Raw genomic sequence first — 15,376 nt, 5'->3', positions numbered from 1 at the left:
GGGGCGATGGAAGTGGCGGGATGGGCTGGGTTGAACGTCCGCGAGCAGACGCTCAACCCAGCACACCGAACCGGCAGGCAAGCGCTGCCTGCCGGTTTTCCCGGGTTATGCGCTCGAACGCTGGTTCCAGGAGTCGTCGTGCATGAGGTTGCCGCTCAGGTAGAGCCAGGTGATCTTCTCGTAGCGCAACTCAACCTCTTCCAGGTGGTTGTGTTTGGACTTGGTCGGGTCCTTGATGTCATGCATTTTCGAAGCGACTCTCACTACCTTGACGTTTTCAAGCATGACGTTGAAGTACTCCTCTTCCCGGCCGTTGGTGGCGATGTGATACCATTTGAACTCGGCACTGGTGAGCGTCTGGCCGGTGGTTGCAGCCTGATAGAGGTATGGACTGGCGGCATCGACCTCCTTGGTAAACACGTACGGGGCATGAGTCCGGGTACCGGTCAATTTTCCGGTGTTGTCGTCGGTGGCGATGTAAACGCTATGGGACTGAGCGACCACTTCGATACTGCCTTCGCGCCCTACTACGTTCACTGAGCCTTTGACGTCGTTGCCAGCGTCATTTTTCAGCCACAGGTAAATGGGAATTGCCATGTGATGCTCCTTTTCTCAGTACACAAATGCCGCATTTGCGACAGGGGATTGAACGTCGGCCCCGGCCGTGGGTAGCGCGCAGGCCCCCACTTCCGGGACCAGACGGATATCGACGCGACGGTTGGCCTGGCGCCCCGCCTCGGTGTCATTGCTGGCGATCGGCTGGCTCTTGCCAAAGCCCTGCACCGCGAAACAGCTGTCGGGGATACCGCCCATGCGCTGCATCCAGTCACGCACCGCGGCCGCACGGGCGCGGGACAACTGCAGATTGTGTTCGTCGCTGCCCACGGCATCGGTATGCCCGGCGATGACGATCAGCCAGCCCGGCTGGGCCTTGATGCCGACCAGGGCGTCGATCAGCACCCTGGTCGATTCAGGCTTGAGTTGGGCGCTGGCAGTGCTGAACAGCGACAGGCTGTCCAGACGTACGGTTCGCGCGGTGCGTGCCGGCAGCGGGCGGGTCACCGGTTGCCTGTGCTCGGCGATGGTGGTCAACAGCCGTTCACGCAGTCGCTCGCCGTGATACAGGCCAAGGCCCAGTGCCAGGGGCGCGCCCAGGCGGTAGTAACTGTCCAGGCGCACTGCGTCCTCGCGCAGCACGTTCAACGCATCCTCGCGCCGGGCGTATTCGGGTTGCTCGGGACGCGCGGTCGGTGCAATGGATGTGTAACGGCGCAGGTCGTCACTGACCTGGCGCAGCAGCAAGGTGTTCTGCCAGGCCGAGCTGGTCAGGGCGACGACGGCGGCGCCAGCGAACAGCCACACCGCGATCACCATGGCGCCACGCCGTGGCGAAGGTTGTGCCTGTCGGGCAGCAGCGTCAGCAAAGGATCAGGGAACGGCAGCGACTCCCCCGGTACTTGCACAGCGACATCGGCGTCCAGCAACGCGGTCTTGTCACGCTGCCATTGCCGCCACAGGTTGCCGGGAACATATCCGGGCAGTGCCGGTACCAGTGTGCAGGCCCACACCAGCGGCAGGCCGACAGGCTGGCGACCTTCACGGCAGGTGAAGTGCGCCAGGACCTGCTCGTCCAGCCACGCGGCGGCGCCGTTGAGCTGGATGCCCGCCTGCAATCGTTGCGTGTGGACTGCACTCTGCGCGGATTGCCGATACCAGTCCTCAGGGCTGAAGCTGGCCCCGGCCTGCAGAATGTTGCATTGGCCCTGCCCGGCGCCCCAGCTGAACCAGGCCCCTTTGGCTGCCGGGGACTGCTGATAGCTGACCAGCAGCAACGGCAAGCTAAAGCCACGCTTGCGCGTCAGTGCGACCTGATGAATGAAGGTACGAACCTGCCCGGCCAACGCCGCGGCATTGATGTGCTCGCCCGGGTTGACGATCAACATCACGCTGAGCTGCCCGCCCCACTGGGGGCGCAAGGTCATGACGCTGTCGACCAGCCCGGGCAGCTGCTGCACACGGGCGACCCGCAGGTAACATCCCTGCTCGGTCAACCGCTGCGCGGGATGCTCGCAGGCATCGAAACCAAACAGGCTGGACAGGCCGTCGCCACAGACCAGCACCACGGGATGTCCGTAGCTCGCCGGGGGCAGCGCGAATTCATCGAGGGAACCGGGCAGTTCCCGTTGCTGCGCTGCCTGACGCGCCGCCCGCACCCTCGCCAACGCAACACTGCCGACAACGATCAAGACGCCAACCCCGCGCGTCCATCCGTCAAGCGGGATGATCGCCAGCAGCATCAGGGCCAGTGCACCGGCCCATAGCCAGAGCCCTTGTTTGAGTTTGAGCGTCATGGACCCCACCTCAGGCGTCTGCTGATAACAGCGTCGCCACCAGGCCACCCAGCCACTCATCGAGCGCGTACCAGACACCGATCAGCAACAGGCCGGCGGCCACGGCATTGACCAGGGGTGAGCGCAGTTGCGGCAGCCGCGTCATGCCCTGCCCGCCGCTCAACGTCGCGGTCGAGCGTCGATGCAATGGCAAAGGCGCGACCCGATCATTCAGGGCGGCCAGCAGTTGCTCGCGCTCGGGGTCATTGATATCGGCGTAACGACCCTTGAAGCCCAGGGTCAATACCCGCTGGAAAGCCGTCAGCACCAGCGGATCCGCCGCCGGTTCGCGCAGCACCTCGCGCATGTCCTCGTAGAGGAACACCCCGGCCTGATGGCGGTTGAAGAACCTGGTTTGCAAGGGTTCGCTGGCCCAGCGCGAATGGGCATCGTCGTGGGTGAGATTGAGCATGGTTTCATCGAGCAACGCGCATTGCGCATGGCTGATATGGTCGATGCTGCGTTGCGCCAGGCCGGCCTCTTCGAGCGACTGGCGAACACGCTCGACCTGCTGCACGCAAAGCGCTTTGACTTCATCGCTGTTTTGCGCCGAAGCCCCCTGCCGCAACTCGACCACCAGCAGGTAGCTGTCCTGCAACAAGGCGTCGATGTCCACCGCGATGACGCTGTGTTGTTTCGTTTCGATCAGGTTCATGCGCGTAGTACCGCGAACAGTTCAAGTTTGACGTCGGCCAGGGTGCTCGGGACGTAGAAGGCACAGATGCCCTGAGCCAGGATGGCTTGCCCCTTGGCATGGTTGAGGTCGAGGGCGAAGTACTGGTTTTCCAGGCGCAGGGGGATGGCCGCCGGCACGTGGCTAAGGGACTGCAACGGCACGCCGTCGAGGGCGGCGTTGACCAGTTGATCGACTTCGTCCGGCGTGCCGATCTTGCACAGGCGCGGGAACTGGCTCTGCAGTTGCACGGCCGGCAGGCGGCAACGCACCGACAGATAGAAATCGGCACTGTCCGGCTCCCGCAGCCGAGGGTCGTCGAGCCGCACCTGCCAGCGGTTGGCTGAACGCTCTTCAAGGTCCAGGGCGATGACCCGCGAAGGCAGGCTGGCCTCCAGCAACGTGGAAATCATGCGCAACAGCGGCGGCAACACGCTTTCCAGGTGATCGTGGCGGTAAGGCGGAATCTGCTCGACATCGTGTTCCAGGGAAAATGTCAGGAGGCTGCCGGCCAGTTTGGTCAGCTCCAAGTAGACCTGCTCGGGAGGCCTGGCAGGCCAGGCCTTGAGATCGGCCAACACCGGCTGGTAGGTGTTCAAGGCATTGAGCAGCCAGAACAGCGACACGTCGGCCACGGCGAAGTCGGCCATGCGCTGATTGCTTTCGCGGCGCATGCCCATCAGTCGCTGCCGTTTGGAGGACAGTTGGGTCAACAGGTTATCCAGTTGCGTCAGCAGCCCCGGGTGCGCGGCGAAACTGAGCAAGGGCGGGATGTAGTCGGGGTCAAGGCTCCAGGCGCCCTGCCCGTCGCGTACCATCCGCGCAATCGGGCAGGTCAGGTAATCGCCGTTCTCGTCGTGCTGCAGGCGCAGGCTCAGCACCTGTTCGAGCACGCCGACCGATTGCACCTCATCGGCGTAGATGTCCTGTACCTGACGCCAGTCCTGGCGATAACGGGTGGGTCGGTCCCCCTCGCCGTCAAACAGGCAGTTGTTGCCATTGGCCTGCTCCAGCGGCAGGGCCAGCAGCAAAGTCGCGGTCTGGCTATCACCCGGTAACAGGTGCGACAACTCAAGGCCCGGGGGCAGCCGATCGACATGATCGGTGTCGATCAAGGTACCGTCGGGCATGCGCAGGTTCAGCCGGGTAGCCTTGAGCGTGCCCAGGCGCAGGGCTTCGAGGTCGAAGGCGACGCTGCGAACGCCCCAGGGGTGCACCAGGCTCAGACGAGCCAGGCACTCGTTGGCCCAGGCTTCCCAGCGTGCCTGCTGCTGGAATTGCTGCGGGGACAGCAATGCCCCCGCGGCCCACAAGGGGCGGTCGATTTTCATTGGGTCGTATCCCTGCGAAGTGGCTGAGGTTTAAACCCTGGGGCTGGGACGGGAATCGGATTTGGCCTTGGGCATCTGCGAAACCAGCGACAGGTTGACGTCCATGCCTTCCACCTGGAAATGCGGCACGGCATACAACTTGACGCGGAAGAAACCCGGGTTGTCTTCGATATCTTCGACCGTCACCCTGCCAGCTCGCAGCGGGTGCGACGCTTGCAGGTCATCACCCGGATCGTTCATTTCGGTGACCAGCCCGCCGACCCACTTGTTCAGCTCCAGCTCGAGCACACGGCGGTCCTTGGTGGTGCCGATGTTTTCGCGCTGGATCAGCTTCAGGTAATGGGCAATTCGTGACAGCAGGAAGATGTACGGCAGGCGCGCATTGATCCGGCTGTTGGCGGTGGCGTCCGCGGTGTCGTACAGCGCCGGTTTCTGCGTCGAATTGGCCGAGAAGAAGCAGGCGTAGTCGCGGTTCTTGTAGTAGGACAGCGGGATGAAACCGAGGTTGGCGAACTCGAACTCGCGGGTTTCCGGGATCATCACCTCCGAGGGAATCTTCACCTGATTGCCAGTGCCCAGATCGTACAGATGGATCGGCAGGTCGGTGACCGCGCCGCCCGCCTGCGGGCCACGGATCTGCACACACCAGCCGTTGGCAATGAAGCTCTTGACCATGTTGGCCGCGAAGGCATAGGACGCATTGGTCCACAGGTACTTGTCGTGGTCCGGCCCCTTGACGCTCTCGATGTAGTTGAAGCTGCGCACGGGAACGGTGTCGGGGCCATACGGCAGGCGCCCGAGCACGCGAGGCATGAGCAAGCCGATGTAACGGGCGTCGTCGCTCTCGCGGAAGGCTTTCCACTTGAGGTATTCGGCGCGGTCAAAATAGTTGCCGATGTCCTTGATGGCCGCCACCTCTTCCATCGAGCGCTTGCCGAAGAAGGCCGGCCCGACCGAGCCAATGAATGGCATGTGCGCAGCGGCCGCGACTTTGGAAATGTTGCGCAGCAAGGCGATGTCCTGGGGGCTGCGATCGAATTCGAAGTTGGAGATGGCCGCGGCGATCGGCTCCCCGCCCGGGGTGTCGTATTCCTGGATGTAGGTCTGCACATACAGGCCGCTTTGCGCGATTTCCGGGGCATCTTCGAAATCCTGGACCAGGTGGTCCTTGCTGATGTCCAGCAGTTCGACGCGCACGTTCTGGCGGAAGTCGGTCTGGTCGATCAGCGACTTCACACCCCGCCAGGTGGACTCCACACGCTGGAAGTCCTCGTGATGCATCACGGCATCCAGTTGCCGGCTAATCTGCGCATCCAGTGAGGCAATGTGTTCGTCGAGCAGCGTGCGGTCCAGACGCTGGACCTTGTGGGAAGATTGCTTGATCAAGTTGAGAAAAACGCTGACTGCGGCGGTCACGCGCTCATCGGCCGAAACATCGGAAAGTGCCTCGGCGTCTTGAAAGACTTCAATTTCGCCCAGCACTTTTACCGGACTCAGATTGATCTTGCCAAACAGCGCGCCATACACGCCCTGGTTTTCTTCGGACAACACCGTAGCGCCGCGCGATTGCACGTTGGATTGTTCAGTAGACATATTGAAACTTCCTTTTAAACAAACCGAGTTGAATTAACCAACTTGTTGCGCAGTGAGGGCAGCCAACTCGCCCCGCAGTTCATCGCTCAGCGACTCGTCCATGAGGATGCGCTCCAGTTCCTGACGGAACATTGCATTGTCCAGAAGGTTCGACTTGAGGTCGCGCAGCAGGTTACGCATCGCCAGCAGCGCACGCAGTTGTGGAATCTGCCGGGCCACCTGCTCTGGCTCGAAATCCTTCATCCGGCCAAAACTCAACTCCACCGGGATTTCGCCGGCTTCGTCGGCCAGGGTGTTGGACGCCACCAGCTTGACTTCGGGCGCGTACTCGGCCAGCACGCTGTCGAAATTGTTGCGGTCGATGCCGACTTTGGCTCGCTCCGATAACGGACGCTGTTCCCGACCGTTACTGTAGTCGCCCATCACCATCAACTTGAGCGGCAGCTCGATTTTTTTCTGCGCGCCACCGGTATGTAAATCGAGCTTGATATTCACCCGAGCCTTGGGCACTTCGTTTTGAAAACTACCAGAAGCCATAAATCCTCCATGAGCATTTGTAACGATTTACACCGTTACAAAAAATCAATTACAAATTCGAACCCGCGATGCCCGCCGGCATTATGAAGTCACATTACCGACCACAGCATGCAAGCTGTTAGAGCAACAAAATAGACCATAGACAGGGTAAGTACAGCTGCCGAAACAAACACTCAAACACTTAACAGGAGGAATGTTGAACTAACTTACGCAGGCTTACCATCCTGTAACTAATATTTAGATCAAGGCTACGTCGCACTCAGAACTTGCCCGCATTAGGAGCAGCAACATCCTACATGATTAGAGAAATTGCCTACACGCAATCTATTGACTCGCTGCAATAACAGCGCGGCACAGCCGTCATGAAATCAGAAGACAAGGAATACCCGATCTCTGATATCACCACAGCTGTGCTCGAAAGCACTCAGGACTGAGCGCAGGCTGGGCGGTCTGCAAGACCTTAGAATTGCTCGGTGATATAGCGGTACGGATAATCCGGCTCGCGGTAGTCACCCTGCGCCTGCCGCTTAGGCAGTTTCACTTTGGCGCGCTTCACATCCTCATAGGGAATGCTGGCGAGAAGATCGCTGATGATATTGAGACGGGCCCGGCGCTTGTCGTTCGAGTTGGCGACACGCCAAGGGGCGAACTCGGTATCGGTAGCTTTGAACATGTCGTCCCGGGCACGGGAGTAGTCGTACCAGCGGTTGTAGGACTTGAGGTCCATCGGCGACAGCTTCCAGATCTTGCGGCCGTCGGTGATACGTCCCTTGAGTCGACGGGTCTGCTCCTCTTCGCTGACTTCCAGCCAGTACTTGATCAGGATGATGCCCGATTCGACCAGTGCCTGCTCGACCCGCGGCGCCACCGTGAGAAAGGTCTCGAGCTGCTCGTCCGTGCAGAACCCCATCACCCGCTCCACGCCGGCGCGGTTGTACCAGCTGCGATCGAAGATCACCACTTCACCGGCCGCCGGCATGTGTGGCAGATAGCGTTGCAGGTACATCTGGCTCTTTTCCCGATCGGTCGGTGCCGGTAGTGCCACGACGCGGAACACCCGTGGGCTGACCCGTTCGGTGAGGGCCTTGATCGTCCCGCCCTTGCCGGCGCCATCGCGCCCTTCAAAGATCACGCAAACCTTGATGCCCTTCTCTTTCACCCACTCCTGCAACTTGACCAGTTCAACGTGCAGCCGGGCCAGTTCATTGAGATAGACCTTGTTCTTGAGCTTGCCGCTGTCATCAGGTTGGCTTTTCACTGCTGCCTTTTTCTTTGCCATGGTGCAAACCTCGCTAGATACTCCGAACAGTGTCAGGAAGCGCCCGACAGCTGCCATTCACAGTCGACTGAGCCGATAGTGCTCAACCGCCAATTCCAGGTTATGGAAGATGCGCGCCTCGCCCAGCGTGCGCCCCAACGGTGCCTTGATTACCATAGCCGAAACGCTGGGGCTCATTCCCACCAGCCACAGCGAAACGCCTTTTTCGCGCAAACGTTGTTCAGCGCCGGTGAGCATCTTCAAGGCGGTGTACTCCAGATCGAACACACTGCGCAGGTCGAGGACGACGACCCCCGGCTCGTGTGTCTCGATCAACAGCCGTATCTTCATGCCGATACGCTCGGCATTGGCGAAGAAGATGCGACCTTCGGGCCGAAGCAATAGCAGCCCGTCAAAGTGTTCGTCATTGAGGTTCGTCGGGGACTGTGGACGGAACACGTTGGTGCCGGGCTTGCGACCCAGGATGTGCACCGGTGGATCGGAAACCTGATAGGCCAGGGCGAGCAGCGACACGACAATGGCGACGACAATCCCTTGCAGGGTGCCCAGCAGCATGACGCCGACCATGGCGACGATGGCCCAGACCAGCTCGGTCTTGCGCACTGACAGGATCTCGCGGAATTCCCTGGGCTCGATCAGGCCCACCGAGTACACAATCACTACGGCGGCAAGCGTGGCATTGGGCATCATGCCAATGAACGGCGCCAGCAGCAGGCAGGTACCCAGCGCCAGTGCCGCGGTGATCAACCCCGCCAATTGCGAGCGAGCCCCGGCCAGGCGATTGACCGCCGTCTGGGTGGTGCCGCCGCCAGCGACCATGGCGCCAAGAAACGCCCCGCCGATATTGGCCATGCCGGTGGCGACCAATTCGCGATTGGGCTGCAGCGTGGGTTCATCGTTGCGAGCGAAGGCGCGCGCAGCGGCGATGGATTCGGTAAAGCTCATCAACGCGATGCCCATCGCAGACGGCCAGAGATCAGCGGCCAACGACCAGATCGGCAATACCGGTGCGGGCAGCCCAATCGGCACCACGCCGACCGCCGACACGCCGAAACGCTCCAGATCAAACAGGCTCATGGCGATAATGCCGAGCGCTACCGCAATCAGCGGCGCCGGCAATCGAGGGGTAAAATGCTTCATGCCGACCAGCACCGCCAGCATGCAAACGCCGACCGCCACGGTCGGCAGCGAGACATGTCCGAGCCCCTGGAAAATCGCCACCAGGTTGTGCAGGAAACTGCCTTTGTCGATGTGAATGCCCAGCAGCTTGGGCAACTGGTCGAGAACGATGACCACACCGATGCCCGCCTTGAAGCCCACCAGTACCGGTTCGGAAATGAAGTTGGCAACGAAACCCAGGCGCAGCACCCCGGCCATGATCAGGATCGCGCCCACCATCAAGGCCAAGGTGGCCGAGGCCGCCAACAGTAACGCCGGATCACCGGACGGGCTGGCCTGGGCGAGCGCGGAGCCGGCGAGAATCGCCAGGGTGGTGGTGGTGCTGACACTGAGCGGGCGCGAGGTGCCGAGCACGGCATAGATCACCATCGGCACCAATACGGTATACAGCCCGACCTGCACCGGCAGGCCGGCAATGGTGGCATACGCCAGCGCCTTGGGAATGACCACGGCCGCCGCCGTCAGCCCGGCGATGACATCGCCCCTGAACCAGTCCGGCCTGTAGTTGTTCAGCCACTCGGGTATTAGCAGGCCACGCAAGGTGCCCTGGTGTCGGGTACCGGGAACCCGCGACTGCGGATGGCTGCCCTGCTCACTCATGTATCACTCCCTGTCGGAATCGGTCTTATAAAGTTTTGCGTGTGCCCGGTTCACCGGGTCTGATCTGTTCATCTGGTCTTTGCACATACGCCATTCACCTGTCCCCACAGGCAATCGGCTCAAGGTCGCAAAACCCAGGCGCCGGGGCATGAAAAACCGGGGTTGAATCTACCGGCAATGGCCGATATGGCCGGACTCGGTCAATGGCGCCGGCCAGTGGATTTGCGCAAAGGCCTGACCATCGAAGAACAACGTCGGGTATGGGACATCTGGTGCGTTATCGTGGACTTCCCTCTGCGGCCCTGGTGGCAGGAAGTCCCTCTAAATCTGATGTTTGACGATAGTACGACCCAGGCAGTCCCACAAGGACAGCCTCTGCGAGTTTGAGCCATGGCGCAGCAGGTATCGGCCAAAAGGCACTGATAAGCCTTTGCGTCACGGCGCTGCACGCAACGCCTCAGGGCAAACCCCGTCACGATCCTGTCATTAAAGCCTGATAGCGTCAGCGCGCTTGCCCTGGCCGCGGCGCTCGACCTGCGATCGACTGCGCCCTGCAGCAGGGTCCCCGCTCCTCCGCCCAAGGTGCCACTTCCGGTGTACTCAAGCACGACGCGCAAGAACATCATCCTCAGATCCAGCGACCTGAACTGCGACGACTTTGGCGCGCTGTTCTCGAAGATGTTCGGCAATCTCTATGCCGACTCGCGACCGCCGCCCAAAGACATCATCATCGGCGGGGTGTATGGCAGGCACGACGGTGTCAGCTTTCGCCGCATGCACTACCTGGGGGATTTCACCGTCGACTTTCCCGAGCCACTGGACGAGATTACCTTCGTCATCCCCAGCGCCGGGAAGATCCTCTACAACCATGCCACCGTTGGCGGTAGCCAGGTCGGCCTGGCCATCGACAAGGCTGATATCCGCTCGATGCGCTTCATGGACAACCATGCCCAGCACGGAATTTCGATCCGGCGCGCACTGTTTGCCGAGCGCCTGTCGACCCTGCTGGGCAAGCCGATTCTGGAAAAGCTGTATTTCGAGCCCGTAGTGGATCTGAATGTCCCGGCCTTCCAGGTCATCCGCACGTTAGTGGAGATGGCCACGGGCAACGAGTTCGATCTGCTGATCAATGCGGGCGCGCTACTGCCTTCGCGCCTGCGCGAGATGCTGGTTGATGCGGTACTTCAAGCCTGGCCGCACAACTTCACGCAAGCGCTGCGACGCCCTGCCCCGACGATTGCGCCGCGACATGTCAAGTTGGCGGTCGAGTACATCCAGGAACATCCCGATGATCTGGTCAGCGGAACGGACCTGGCCCGGTTGAGCAATGTCAGCCTGCGCGCGCTGCAGGATGGATTTCAGCGGTTCATGGGGATGTCGATCGTGGCTTATCAGCGGCAAGTACGGCTGGAGCGTGCCTATGCCGAACTTGCCGGTGAGACCGCGCCTTCGGTGACCGAGGTGGCGTTGCAATACGGGTTCAGCAATGTCGGGAGGTTTTGCCAGTATTTTCAGAAGGCGTATGGGGTGAGTCCGGCAGAGGTGAAGAATGGCCGGCGGGAGGGACGTTTGGGGTTCGCGATGGTTTGATTGTTCACCTTGCCGGGGCGTGTCAGTCAGCATCTGTATTGGCTGTGCCGGCCCCATCGCCAGCAGGCTGGCTCCCACAATTGATCCGGGCGATCAAAAATTTCCTGGTCACCATCAATCCCTGTGGGCGCTAGCCTGCTAGCGATGAGGCCCGCAGATACAACATCAATGGCGGCAGATGCGCTACCGCCATGACGTCCCGTCAGAACAGATAACTGGCCTTCAACCCGCCGTTGAAGCCATGGCTGTCACCACCGCCACTGGCACCCATTTGAGCCCCGACACTCACCGCGCCCAAATGCGCCATGACGTTCACTCCGGCGGTGAACTGGTCGCGATTGTCGAAGGCGGCCTGTTGCTCCACGTCCAGGCCCAGCAGGTGCCCTTGACTGTCAATCTCGTTATCGCCCAGCACATGCTCATAGCCGACCTGCACACCCGGCACCAGCTGCCACGCGCCCATGCCGACCGGGGCAAAGGCCACGTTGAGGTTGGCCACGGCGCTGTGGCGGGTTTCATTGATGCTGTCGACGTCGAGGGCCAGTTCGCTGCCCGTCTCCTGGAAACCGTCCAGGTTCACGTGACTGACCCGCACGCCGAGACTCGGTTCGAGGATCACATCGCTCACCGGCACGCGGTAACCCAGCGCCAGCGTCAGGCCATAGAGGTTGCCGTGGCTGTCGCCCTTGGCTGTGCCCAGGCCGCCGCCAAGTTCGCGCTTGCTGTCGTAGTCGAGGTAGCCGGCGCTGGCATCGGCGTCGACAAACAGGCCGCGTTCCAGGCCGTTCGGGGCGAATCGCGCACCCGCCGAGAGGAAGGTGTAATCGGTGTCCGCCTCGCCACCCGCCCCGCCGACGCTGCCACGGCTGTAGCCGATGCCGCCATGGGCGCTAAGGTTTTCCGAGAAGCGTTGGGTCAGGCCGACCATCAGCCCCTGGCTGTGCTCGTTGCTGCTGGACGCCTGGGACGAACCATCGGTGCCCAGGTAACCGGCCAGGGCGGTGCTCCACAAGCGGTATTGCCCGGCCTTCAGATCGATGCCACTGGTGAAGGGCGCGGCGGCCTGTTCGATCATCGCGCCCTGGCGCAGCAGGTAGCTGGCGGCGTCGGCGTGCACCTGACCACCGACCGTGGATTCGACACCCGCGAGGTTGCCGGCGTCGATGGCCGATTGCAGGTAATAGTTGTAGTCACTGTAAGTGCCTGAGAGGCTGGTGTTCTGCAGTTGCTGCAACAGCTGGGCACCTGCGGCGGCGTTGCCGACCAGGCCTTGCTGACCGGGCAAGCTGTTGAAATAGACCATCTTGCCGCGCAGCACGTAGATGGTTTCCTGGGACAGGCCCAGGCCTTGTTTGAGGTAGTTGTCCATGCTGCCGTACTGCGCGGTGACCTGATCCAGGCCAGCCTGCAGGAAGCTCGCTTCCACGCCGAGCAGCGGCGCATAAACGGCGGCCATGCTCGGCGGCAGTGCGGCCAGGGTCGCCTGCACGCGCGCGGCGGTGTAGTCGTTGGTGGCCAGATAATTGCTCATGATCGTCGCGTCATCGAGCCCGGCGATACTCTGCAGCACGGCGGCGGTCCAGCCGGTGCGGTCCTTGCCGGCGGTACAATGGAACAGCGCAGCACCGTCGACCCCGGCCAGTTCGTTGAACAGCCTGCTGATCTGGCCGCGCATTCCGGCGTCGCTGACGAACGCGCGGTTGGTCTCTTGCATCATCGCAACAGCATCGGCGGCACTGTGAAAAGCGATGCTGGTGATGTTCGAGCCGGACGTGGTGCTGCCGATGATGTCGATGTTGCTGTAGGTCGCCCCCGTCGGCAGGGTATCAGGCGTGCCTGCAATCTCGCTGGGCGTGCGCAGGTCGTAGACCGATTTGATGCCCAGGCTGTTCAACGTCGCCAGGTCCGCGGCCGACGGGGTCAGGGCATTGGAGCGATAGAACACGCCGGCGCGCATGGTGCCATCGTGCGCAGTGGAATACGCCGTGGTGAGGCCGGCAACATCGCGCAAGTTGTCGATGCTTTTCAGGCGTGGCGTATTGAGGGGCACAGGGTCGGCGGCCTGGGCGGCGGCGATGGACAGGCTCAGGACAGACAGCGAACACACAAGACGTTGAAACACGGTACAGCCTCATTGACTACTCGTTGGGCTGCCTACTATCTGTGGCTAAGTGATACTGAATATTACAGTTTGCCTTTCGCAGAAAATGCCTGCGCGATCTGTCCGCGAGGTGCGTTATCTGTCCGCACCCGGCGTCTGGTGGTGATGGATGCGCCGGTGCCCAGTTCCGCAGCATTCGCCAGGACGCAACCGACAATGAGACGTCGATGGCGACGAAACTGAAAATGCCGGTGCTGGCAATCGGCGGCGAAAAATCTTTCGGCGCCAACGAAGCGATCGTGATGCGCAATGCCGCAGACAGCGTCACCGAGGTGGTCGTTGCCAACGCCGGGCATTGGCTGATGGAAGAAGCACCAGGGCCGACCATTGCGGCGCTTCGCCGATTTATCGCGAAGTGAAGCGATGTCGGGCGAAAATTTAATGAACGCAAAGGGCCCGCGTCCACCTAACTGAAGGACCATCAGGAGGTGACGCATGCAAAACCCGACAATGTGGATCGTATTGGCTGCAGTACTTTTGCTTATCGAACTCTGGGCGATCAACCGGGTGCGCAAAAGCGCCGGTAAAGCGAGTACCAAGGGGGTGTGGATGGTGGTGATCGTGTTTGTGCCGCTGCTCGGGCTGGCGTTGTGGGCGCTGGCGGGGCCCAAGCACGTAGCGCACTCGCCTACGCCGCAATCCGGACATTAACAGCTCCTGGTTTCCTGTGGAGCGAGCATGCTCGCGAAAAAACGCAATGACACCGCGGTAAACCTGTTGCCCGCGTTATCGTTGACGTTTTTCGCGAGCATGCTCGCTCCTACAGGTACCAGGTATCAGGTATCAGATCCAGATTGGGTGCGCTTGAATCAGCTGCCCCCACCGCTGCTGCCACCGCCCACCTGGCCAGGGGCAACAGGCTTGGAACCCGCAGGGACCGGGCCGTTGTCGGTCTTGCCGCTGTCGGCGCCCTGGGGCAGTGAAGCGGCATCAGGGTCGGCATTGGTCGGTTTTGGACCGGTATCCTTGGTTTGGCTGGTGCCGTCTGCCTCGGTGGAACTGGTGTAGGGTTTCTCGGCGGCGATGCTCACCAGCGAGGTGCCAGTGAGGATGGCGGCAAGTGTCAGGACAACAAACTTTTGATTGAGCATGACGGTTCTTCCTTTGCGTGGCTGATAAAGCTTGGAAGAACCGTTATCAAGAAGGTGCGACGCAGTGGACGAGCGGTCACACCGCCTTGGTGATCAGAAGTTCGCCGGCGTGTTGGCGCTGATGATCTCTGCCTCATCCTGGCCGATATTGCGAAACCGGTGCGGCAGCGTCGTCGGGAAGTAATAGCCGTCCCCGGCATTGAGCACACTCACCTGGCCGTCCACGGTCAGTTCCACGGTGCCACGGGTGACCAGGCCGCATTCCTCACCTTCAGCGTGCACAATCGGCTCTTCACCTGAGCTGGCACCCGGCGCGTACTGCTCGCGCAGCAGACGCATTTGCCGGCTGGGTACAGACGCACCGATCAGCAGCAGGCGCAGGCCGTGACGGCCGAGGTCCGGCTGTTCGCTTGAACGGAAGACGTATTGGTGTTCGCGTGGCGGCTGATCGAAGGTGAAAAAGTCCGCCAGAGACATGGGAATGCCTTCGAGCAGTTTCTTCAGGGAACTGACCGAGGGACTGACGCGATTTTGTTCGATCAGGGAAATGGTGGCATTGGTGACGCCGCTACGCCGGGCCAGCTCGCGCTGGGATAGTTTGTAGCTTTCGCGTACTAATTTGAGTCGTGAGCCCGTGTCCATGACAGCCTTATGTGCGTACTACTCAAGGATAATGGGTGTGGAGAGCTGGCGCGATTCACGCCGTTTCCGGCCCCGCAAACGTGAAAGGCGGCTATTAAATCACGTTTGTCAGAGTTGCTCAGCAGGTTCGATAAACGGTGGGGGAAAATGACTGTGAACATCAATCTTCAATCAACCGTGGCCCCTGTGGGAGCGGGCTTGCTCGCGAAGGCGGTGTATCAGGCGCCATCAATTGCGCCTGATATGGCCTCTTCGCGAGCAAGCCCGCTCCCACAGGGAAAGCGATGTTTGAGCGGCTAAAAAAACCGGC

15 protein-coding genes are annotated in these 15,376 nt (G+C 61.2%); 3 read left to right on the top strand and 12 right to left on the bottom strand.

Features of this window, described 5'->3' with window-relative positions; all coding sequences use genetic code 11:
* Nucleotides 1-105 precede the first annotated feature (105 nt).
* The 9 genes from tssD to KW839_RS07110 all read right to left on the bottom strand — a co-directional run bounded on the left by tssD (nt 106) and on the right by KW839_RS07110 (nt 9,582).
* Nucleotides 106-597 carry a type VI secretion system tube protein TssD gene (gene tssD, locus KW839_RS07145; RefSeq protein ID WP_218423852.1) on the bottom strand — a complete coding sequence of 164 codons (492 nt, stop codon included), beginning with the start codon at nt 595-597 and terminating at the stop codon, nt 106-108.
* Between the two features lie 15 nt (nt 598-612).
* Entirely contained in the window at nt 613-1,374 is a 762-nt protein-coding gene (locus KW839_RS28050; protein ID WP_371318048.1) for an OmpA family protein, read from the bottom strand.
* Nucleotides 1,368-2,351 (bottom strand): hypothetical protein, encoded by a 984-nt coding sequence (locus KW839_RS28045; RefSeq protein ID WP_371318047.1) that lies wholly within the window; start codon nt 2,349-2,351, stop codon nt 1,368-1,370. The genes KW839_RS28050 and KW839_RS28045 overlap by 7 nt, the downstream gene beginning before the upstream one ends.
* A gap of 10 nt (nt 2,352-2,361) precedes the next feature.
* Nucleotides 2,362-3,045 (bottom strand): type VI secretion system protein TssL, short form, encoded by a 684-nt coding sequence (gene tssL / locus KW839_RS07135; protein ID WP_218423851.1) that lies wholly within the window; start codon nt 3,043-3,045, stop codon nt 2,362-2,364.
* Nucleotides 3,042-4,394: a type VI secretion system baseplate subunit TssK gene (gene tssK / locus KW839_RS07130; RefSeq protein ID WP_218423850.1), complete on the bottom strand. Its 1,353-nt coding sequence runs from the start codon at nt 4,392-4,394 to the stop codon at nt 3,042-3,044. The genes tssL and tssK overlap by 4 nt, the downstream gene beginning before the upstream one ends.
* Nucleotides 4,395-4,424: 30 nt before the next feature.
* Complete coding sequence (tssC, locus tag KW839_RS07125; RefSeq protein WP_218423849.1) at nt 4,425-5,987, bottom strand: type VI secretion system contractile sheath large subunit; 1,563 nt, start codon at nt 5,985-5,987, stop codon at nt 4,425-4,427.
* Between the two features lie 33 nt (nt 5,988-6,020).
* Complete coding sequence (gene tssB, locus KW839_RS07120) at nt 6,021-6,524, bottom strand: type VI secretion system contractile sheath small subunit (protein ID WP_218423848.1); 504 nt, start codon at nt 6,522-6,524, stop codon at nt 6,021-6,023.
* Nucleotides 6,525-6,984: 460 nt separating this feature from the next.
* Nucleotides 6,985-7,803 carry a polyphosphate kinase 2 gene (gene ppk2 / locus KW839_RS07115; protein ID WP_060541697.1) on the bottom strand — a complete coding sequence of 273 codons (819 nt, stop codon included), beginning with the start codon at nt 7,801-7,803 and terminating at the stop codon, nt 6,985-6,987.
* A 57-nt stretch (nt 7,804-7,860) separates the two neighbouring features.
* Nucleotides 7,861-9,582 carry a SulP family inorganic anion transporter gene (locus KW839_RS07110; protein WP_218423847.1) on the bottom strand — a complete coding sequence of 574 codons (1,722 nt, stop codon included), beginning with the start codon at nt 9,580-9,582 and terminating at the stop codon, nt 7,861-7,863.
* Between the two features lie 594 nt (nt 9,583-10,176).
* Between KW839_RS07110 and KW839_RS07105 the strand changes: the two genes are divergently transcribed.
* Nucleotides 10,177-11,172, top strand: coding sequence for an AraC family transcriptional regulator (locus KW839_RS07105; RefSeq protein ID WP_218423846.1), 996 nt, complete (start codon nt 10,177-10,179; stop codon nt 11,170-11,172).
* A 202-nt stretch (nt 11,173-11,374) separates the two neighbouring features.
* On the opposite strand, the gene KW839_RS07100 is transcribed toward KW839_RS07105, so the two are convergent.
* Entirely contained in the window at nt 11,375-13,294 is a 1,920-nt protein-coding gene (locus KW839_RS07100) for a tyrosine-protein phosphatase (protein ID WP_218423845.1), read from the bottom strand.
* A gap of 206 nt (nt 13,295-13,500) precedes the next feature.
* Between KW839_RS07100 and KW839_RS07095 the strand changes: the two genes are divergently transcribed.
* Both KW839_RS07095 and KW839_RS07090 read left to right on the top strand, forming a co-directional pair.
* Nucleotides 13,501-13,692, top strand: a complete 192-nt coding sequence (locus KW839_RS07095; RefSeq protein WP_256352556.1) for an alpha/beta fold hydrolase — start codon at nt 13,501-13,503, stop codon at nt 13,690-13,692.
* A 76-nt stretch (nt 13,693-13,768) separates the two neighbouring features.
* Nucleotides 13,769-13,984 carry a PLDc N-terminal domain-containing protein gene (locus KW839_RS07090; RefSeq protein ID WP_218423844.1) on the top strand — a complete coding sequence of 72 codons (216 nt, stop codon included), beginning with the start codon at nt 13,769-13,771 and terminating at the stop codon, nt 13,982-13,984.
* 158 nt (nt 13,985-14,142) lie between these two features.
* On the opposite strand, the gene KW839_RS07085 is transcribed toward KW839_RS07090, so the two are convergent.
* Entirely contained in the window at nt 14,143-14,424 is a 282-nt protein-coding gene (locus KW839_RS07085) for a hypothetical protein (protein WP_060541703.1), read from the bottom strand.
* A gap of 93 nt (nt 14,425-14,517) precedes the next feature.
* Nucleotides 14,518-15,066: a cupin domain-containing protein gene (locus tag KW839_RS07080; protein ID WP_060541704.1), complete on the bottom strand. Its 549-nt coding sequence runs from the start codon at nt 15,064-15,066 to the stop codon at nt 14,518-14,520.
* Nucleotides 15,067-15,376 lie beyond the last annotated feature (310 nt).

The sequence above is a fragment of the Pseudomonas sp. PDM31 genome (genome assembly GCF_019218965.1).
GTDB lineage: Bacteria > Pseudomonadota > Gammaproteobacteria > Pseudomonadales > Pseudomonadaceae > Aquipseudomonas.
The sequence above is the reverse complement of the archived record's forward strand: the minus strand, read 5'-3'. Positions and strand labels throughout refer to the sequence as shown.